The organism is Ruegeria sp. O11 (assembly GCF_056535285.1).
Genome location: NZ_JBQERS010000017.1, coordinates 54,683 through 62,125 on the forward strand (window position 1 = coordinate 54,683; position 7,443 = coordinate 62,125).

Sequence of the window (7,443 nt, forward strand, 5' to 3'; positions counted from 1 at the left end):
GTCTGCCTGCGGATCATAGCCGTCTTGATCTTATCCTATTTTTACATATTCTTTACGCGCGACAAAAAATCAAGAGTCAGACAAGTTCCGGACGTTTGTGCAGGTCGAGGTTTGAAAATGCATCTCGGGATTGATATCGGAACGTCGGCGGTCAAGATTGTCTGCGCGGATACTGATCGTATTCTTGCGATATCTTCTGCAGGGATCGAGACGTCCTCGCCACAACCCGGTTGGTCAGAGCAGCACCCAGACCTTTGGTAGCAGGAGACGCGTGACGCGTTGAAGCAGCTTGCAGCGCAAATCCCACTGTCAGAGACGAAGGCCATCGGTTTGTCCGGACAGATGCACGGGGCCGTTTTGCTGGATGGTAAGCTGTGCCCAATCCGCCCGGCAATCCTCTGGAATGACAGCAGGGCCGCTATCAAATGCGATGAACTGCGTGTACGCGTGTCTCGTCCGCAAATGGGTGTCTATCATCGGACTAGAGCCTTGTGGGTACGGGACGCATTCCCTGCGTCGCACTAAGGCGGCTCTGATATATCAAAAGATCGGCAACCTTCGGGCCATCCAGCTTCTGCTCGGACATACAAAAGTAGATAGCAGGGTTAGGTATCTTGGAATCGAACTCGACGATGAATTGAGCATTGCAGAGAAGATCGATCTTTGAGGATTTGGCGGACGGCAGCAGCCGTCCGTCATCTCAACTTATACCGAGTGTTCAAACGTCTAGACGCGAACGGCCGCTCCTCTGGATAGCAGACCTTGTTCCTTTTGCGTTCGATGACCTACTTGCGGACATTCCGGACACTTGATTATGCGATCTCAACTTGGCTCCAATCTAAACTTTGGAGGCCCATTCAGACACGACGGCCCACCCCAACGCATTGGTCCCGCAACAGCTAACTGCAGAGATTTGCCCCGCCGCAGATGTCGTGCACGACTGAGATACGGGTGAAGCGCAACACGAGCATCCGGCAAGCATGCCTTTCTGGGCGATGCCCGATACATCAGCAAGCGCATACAGCGGCTTTGTTGGCGGATTTATTGTATCCCGGGTTGGCGACAATGACGCGCGGTCGAGATCGAAGTCGTCTGACACTGGAAAAATGTCACCCTCGAGTACGGTGCCCCAGATACCGATGTCCTTAATCTTGTAGGCTTCCACCTCGAATGGGTCTTCTTCAAGGATGGTGAAGTTTGCCAACTTGCCGGGAGCGATAGAGCCAACCTCATCCTCCAATCGCAAGGACTGGGCCGCATCAATAGTCACAGCCCGCAAAGCGCCTTCGACCGACAGGCGGTGTTCTGGGCCTGCGACACGGCCGGAGAAGGTCGTTCGGTTTACGCCAGCCCAAACAAGGAATAGCGGTTCACCAGGAGCCATTGGTACATCAGAATGGAATGAGATGGGAATGCCGTTGGCCTTAATTGGCCCAAGGGGCACGATGTCATCTGCACGTTCTGGACCAAGTCCAAGCTCGCTATATCGATCTGACAGCGCGGTTACGTAGTATGGATTGCCGCTGACGATGCAGCCCAACTCAGCGATCCGTTTTGTTTGATCTTCTCTCGCATAACCAAAGTGAACCAATGTCGTGCGGTGATCAGCTCGCGGCATCCGGCGCATGTTTCGCTCGACGGCGTCCAAAATCAAATCGACAGCAAGGTCGCCGGTCTGATGAACATGTATTTGGTAACCCGCGTCCCAATATGCATCGAATACGGGATTGAACTCGTCGGGTTGCATGATCCACTCGCCGTGGAAATCGCCACCCACATAAGGCTCCGAGACCTGCATGGCCAAACTGTAGACCGCGCCATCCGCGAAGAGTTTCACCTGCTTCGGCATGAACGCCGTCTTACCTACACCCCAGTCCAGCAGTTTTTCGGTCTCTTCAATCATCGAACCATTTTGAAAGTGCAAGGCAGCCAGGGATTTCCCGTCAGGTATGAAATAGGTCCTGAGTTGGGTATCGGGTCCTGAAAAAACCGCGTTGGTTGCATCCTGCAGAGGTCGAGACAGCACACCTCCCGGTTCTGCGGCAACAGTGACGCCAGAACGGTGCATGTACTCTCGGGCCAGTCTAAGGCCCGCGCCCAAGCGTTCAGGAGTTGCCAATACGGGTGCGACCGCCGGAAGAACGGCGAACATTCCTGCCTCAAAGAAATACCCGTCTTCAAAGCTCGATTGCTCAAGCGCGAGCCCCGCAAAGCCATTAACAAAGTCTTCGGTGATGCCCAGCAACTCCAATGCGGGAGTGTTAAGGATCAACTCGTGCGCAGATCGGTGGACTATAATGATTGGGCGCGTGCTGCTGATCTCGTCGAGTTGCGCGCGCCTGATCTCGCCATGAAAGAAGTGGTGATACCCCCATGTCAGCAACAAAGCGTCGGGATCATCCATTACCGCTTCGGCGGCTTGCAAACGAGACTTATAATCCGCCTCATCCTCGGCGGCCTTCGAAAAGCCAGTCGGAATGTTCCAATCCTCGATGGATATGATCTCGGAGGTCAGGGTCAATCCGGCGAGGAAAGGATGCACGTGCTGGTCTATCAAACCGGCGATAATGACTTTCTCGGAGAATTGATCGTCCAGTCGAAACGGCTGCGAACCAATCCGGTCAACAAGTGTGTCGCGCGGACCGGCGGCCAGAATACGGTCTCCGACCACGGCAACCGCGTTGATAGCAGGGTCGTTGTCCTCCATGGTGATGACGCGCTGCGCTGTGTAAACAGTGATTTCGGGCAGTGTTTGAAGCTGGCTTCCAAAATCCTGCAATGACGAAGCCGCTTGAGCAGACGTGGCATGAGAAATAGCGATCATTGACGCGCTTCCAAGGATGGTCAATGCAGTGCGGCGGGTAACATTCAGTTTGGTCATAATTTTTCAATGCTCATTTAGACGAAATTTACTTGAGCCTAGCATCGAGATGATCTTAGGTGGAAAGGAAAATTGGTGCCGGTTTTGAATTGAGCGCCAAGTTTCTAAGTCAAAATGATGTTCTGATTTAGCGACTGACCCCGACCGCTTTGGGCTCACAGTGGTCATCTGACAGTTTTGGTTGGGGATATGAGCTGTCCCGAACTGGTCAACGGCGGCAGTGCGGGACAAAGCTAGCATTCAGTCGAACTTCACTTGTTGACGCAAACTGCCCCGAACGGCGAATTGCCAACTCTTCCCATGCTGGGGCGCCCGATCCTAAGCGGGAGGGAGTTATTCTGTTCACGTGGGCAGATTTGTATCTGATAAGCCAAGTGCCAGCATTAGTGATGACACGGCAGCAAGCCAAGCTGCAGCAACACGGAAAGCATTTCCAACGCAAGGCCTCATAAAGCGCTCTTTGATCCATAGGCCCCCACCCAATGGATGCAATAGACCGACATTGACCCCGACTAAGGAGCCGGACATTGTGAACAATCTGCCTCGTAACGGCCCCTGCTCTGGAACACAACGCAGCCTGGCCCTCTTGTTTTCTGGCTAGTGAACTCGTCGTGTCATCATTGTTTTATGAATTCATTTGTAGCAGTTACTGAATAAATGAAGGGTATCGAAAGAACCCTGCTTTCTTTCGGTTGGAGGGATAGTCGGACCGATTTAGTCAGCACTCATGCAACGCTCAAGCCTGCCGTTTAGAAACCGGGCGTGACGCACTAGTCGAACGTCTATCAATTACTCGCTTCTTAGCGGTTCGACTAAATAGGCGAGAATAACGGCTATATAGGCAAGATCATTCAGATTTCAGAACATTTACTGACCATATATTCCATTAACTTAATGATTAAATGGTCTAGGCTGCCCACTAGATGAATCGAAAATTTAGGAGAAGTACGTGCGATACGTTGCAAAAGGTATATTGATTTGTTTCGCTGTCGCGTGTGTCGCTATGTTGGCAGCTTGGCTTTTTCTGTCTTCTGCGTTGTTTTCTTCGATCAGGACTACTTTCGTCGAAAATCTGATCTCTAAGAAACTTGGTCAGTACGTTAGAATTGAAGATGAAGTGCGTCTGGGACTTGGTTGGCAATTGCAGGTGTCAGCGACAGGGCTGGAACTACCCGGTTCTCAGAATGCTGATGTGAAACTTGCGGTAATCGATGAGATCGAGTTTGAAGTTTCCGCGCGCGACCTTTGGAACAGTAAACTGTCACTGAGTGGTCTTTCGCTCTCAGGTGTTCATCTGAACCTAATCACAGACAAACACGGCTTCGGAAACTGGCAGTCCATTTCCCAAACCGAAGCTGAAGCCGGGAAACCTGCAAATTCCCCGACGCCGCTGTTAGCCGGAATTCTAACGGACCGCAAAATTGATCTGACTGATATCGCCATTTCTTATCAGAACGATTTGAACGGACTTGAGTTGGATCTGCAGCTTCCTGAGCTGCTCTTAAAGCGTGATACAGAAACCGATGTTGCGACGGCAGTCGGGGCCGGTTCGCTAAACGGAGAGAGGTTTGAGCTGAACGCGACATTTCCCGTGGAAGACCCGTTTCAAGTGGCGTTGAACTTTGAACAGATTGCGATTGCCGCAGATGAAGTCCCGCAAGAAAACGGCCTACAAGTGAAGACGAGCATAGAGATTGCAGAACTTGGCCAACTTCTCGATATCCTGAAGCTTAACCGAGTTTTGGACGGTACGGGGAATATTGGTGCAACGTTCAATTCAGTCGACGGCGTAGCACGGATTGACGGCCTATCTGTATTGGCTGAGTTGGATGGCGGGCAAAGCCTTTCGCTGACGGGGCAGATCGGGGAACTGGGCAACCCGGAAGACGTATCGCTGACAACCCGAATTAGGTTGTACCCAGAAGATGCGGAACCAGCGCCAGCCGCCTCGCGATATGATCTTAAACTTATCGCGGTCGACATGGTTATTGACAGCGTACCCGGGCAGGTGCCGCAGCGACAAATGGTCATTAAGACCAATGGCTTCACGTTGGACACGTCCGGCGAAGGCCCGCCACCGATTAAGTTCTCCGAGCTTTCCAGAACACCAGAAGGCGCGTTAAAGGTCGGAAACATCAACCTGAGAATTGGAAACCCCGCCGATCCGTTTATCATTTTGAACGGTTCGGTCGATGACACGCTTCAGTTGCAAGGCATATCAGCAGAAGGCCTAATCGATATACCGGCAAGCAGTTTGATCTCGCCAGAATTGTTGGGACCAGACGACCAGCTTGGCAGGTTTTCCGGTGACTTCCACTTGAACGGTGACATCAATCAGCTTTCGCTGACGAATTTGGATGGGAAGACAAGCGATACGGACGTCTGGAACCTTGAAGTGCGTGGCACTGTCAAGAATGTACTTAAATTCGAGGACCTGGATTTGGGAATTGATGTCTCAGTCCCATCCGGAGCGGACCTTTTGGAAGCCCTGTCGCTTGAACGCGTCGAAACCGGACAGGCGCGCCTTGAAATCGACCTTGTTAGCGAAGGCACCGATTGGAACGCTAGTGCCAATGTTGAGGTCGCCGACTCTGTCTTACAGATATTGGCCGATCTAGATGATGCAACAAGTGAGCCGGTGCTTCGGGGTTCCATTGAGAGTGACCTGATAAAGATAGATCAGATCCGAACTATCGTACAGGCCGCTGCACAGTTGCGGAAAATAGGCGGTCCAGAGCCAGAGGAGAAAGGGTCTAAGCAAGAAGACGAAGGCGATCAAGGTGCGTTGAGAGATGTAACGCTTAAACCTATCGGACGTTCAATTCTCTTGTCCGGTATGGATATGGATGTCGACGTAGATCTTCGTCACATAGAGGGTGCGAAAGGCATCAGCAGTTTGCAGAGCGAACTGACGCTCAACAAAAACGAGCTTAAGGCTGGGCCTTTGAAGTTTGAATACGGAGGCGCAAGCTTCGACGTTAGCGGGCAAATGGATCTATCAAACGACGCGAATCTACTCACTTTGACCGGCAATGCAGGTGGCTGGCAGCTGGATGATATTCTTCACAACCTGAACTTCAAAAAGGGCGCAAGCGGTACAGTCTATGCAGATTTTTCGATTACAGGCGGAACCGATTCACCCAAGCATTTTGCAAACAGCATGAGCGGCAATGCCACAGTCTCACTGCGTGATGGCTCGATCGAGACTCAGCTTTTAGATCTGGCGGGGCTTGGGGTGCTACCTTGGGTGTTTACCAAGGACAAACAAAAGGTAGCTCCAATTGTATGTTTGCGAGCGCCGATTATTATTTCTAATGGAAACCTCTCGACGAAACAAACCACATTGGAAACAGATCACGTCCAGGTTGTCGTCTTTGGCGCTGTTGATTTGACTCGCAAGGCCTTGGACTTAAATCTACAACCCCGCAAAATCGGAGAACCTCTTTCGAAAAGCCCCTGGCCAGTGACTTTAAAGGGCCCGCTGGCTAAGCCGAAGGTTAAGGTCAAAGACGGGCCAAAAAGACTGAAACGATCGGATGGTGCGGACAAAATGCCGGTAAAAAGAAAACTTTGCGTTCCGGATATTTTACAACTGCAGTAGTGGCGGAGGCGATCAGTTAAAGTCAAATCTAAAGTTCAGAAAGGTAGACTTTGCTTCCGAAATGCAATTTCTGCTTTGGGCTAGGTGCTGACATCCGAGCATTTTACTCAGATGACTGCTTAAGAGCGGAAAGCAGACACTGAAGCCTGTGCCCTGGGATCTATTGAGGCGAGAACTTTTTTAAACTGGACTGGACTTCCTGGCGGTTCAGAGCCGTACTGTCTGTGTCGCATTCGCCCGGGATCACCGGGCTCCACTCAGTACGGGGCGAGGGGTGGACCTTTGCCCGCAGAGTGGCGAAACACGATGACTACACCAAATGCGGCATCGCTAAGTTCGGCCAGAACCACAAAGTTTGGTAAAAAGCTGACCCGTCATAAGCAGCTTCACAGAATGCTCACGCGGAAATCCGGCGTCACAATCGCGCAACTTCAAAAGACCTTCGGTTGGCAGGCTCATACGGCACAGGCCGCGATATCCGCGCAACGCAAAGCGGGATGCGTTGTGGACAGACTGGAGACCGACAAGGGATCGGTTTACCGGATTGTCGAAGAGCAGGGCACCCAATGAAAACGAAGCAAACCGAAGAAATGTAGATCCTGATATCAGAGATCGAAACTTTCGATCGCGCCGTCTGTCTCGAGTGCTGGCGCGAGACCTTCGGACGCTCGCCACCAAAGTATCTGTCACCACAGTTTATTAAGCGGGTGCTGATCTGGGATACGCAAAGCAAAGCGCTGGGCAGTGTGTCGGCGAAAACCACCCGACGCCTGAAGCAGATTGCGGCTGGGAAAGTGTTGCCCACGACCGCCAGGCCTGGGTCTCATCTGGTCCGGGAGTGGAACGGAGGTAGGCCACTTTCCGTTCGAAGGCGACCGGGCTTTTCCAGCCCAATGCTGAGTGCCGCCGTCGCGGATTGTAGAAGCCGTTGATGTATTGGAAGATGGCCAACTCCGCGTCT

At 52.0% G+C, this 7,443-nt stretch carries 4 protein-coding genes and 2 pseudogenes; 5 read left to right on the plus strand and 1 reads right to left on the minus strand.

Annotation, left to right across the window (positions count from 1 at the left end):
• The first annotated feature begins 330 nt into the window (after positions 1-330).
• Both ACRZ91_RS20205 and ACRZ91_RS20210 read left to right on the plus strand, forming a co-directional pair.
• Entirely contained in the window at positions 331-525 is a 195-nt protein-coding gene (locus ACRZ91_RS20205; protein ID WP_480908160.1) for an FGGY family carbohydrate kinase, read from the plus strand.
• Positions 443-667, plus strand: a pseudogene (locus ACRZ91_RS20210) (site-specific integrase); the annotation flags it as partial. The gene ACRZ91_RS20205 and the pseudogene ACRZ91_RS20210, both read left to right, overlap by 83 nt.
• A 171-nt stretch (positions 668-838) precedes the next feature.
• On the opposite strand, the gene ACRZ91_RS20215 reads toward ACRZ91_RS20210, so the two are convergent.
• Positions 839-2,881 carry an amidohydrolase gene (locus ACRZ91_RS20215; RefSeq protein WP_480908152.1) on the minus strand — a complete coding sequence of 681 codons (2,043 nt, stop codon included), beginning with the start codon at positions 2,879-2,881 and terminating at the stop codon, positions 839-841.
• A gap of 949 nt (positions 2,882-3,830) precedes the next feature.
• Here ACRZ91_RS20215 and ACRZ91_RS20220 point away from each other — a divergent pair.
• The 3 genes and pseudogenes from ACRZ91_RS20220 to ACRZ91_RS20230 form a co-directional block, all read left to right on the plus strand.
• Positions 3,831-6,482, plus strand: coding sequence for an AsmA family protein (locus tag ACRZ91_RS20220; protein WP_480908154.1), 2,652 nt, complete (start codon positions 3,831-3,833; stop codon positions 6,480-6,482).
• A 306-nt stretch (positions 6,483-6,788) separates the two neighbouring features.
• On the plus strand, positions 6,789-7,052 hold the full coding sequence (locus tag ACRZ91_RS20225; protein WP_480908156.1) for a DUF3489 domain-containing protein: 264 nt from the start codon (positions 6,789-6,791) through the stop codon (positions 7,050-7,052).
• Positions 7,053-7,093: 41 nt separating this feature from the next.
• Positions 7,094-7,321, plus strand: a pseudogene (locus ACRZ91_RS20230) (DUF2924 domain-containing protein); the annotation flags it as partial.
• Between the last annotated feature and the right edge of the window lie 122 nt (positions 7,322-7,443).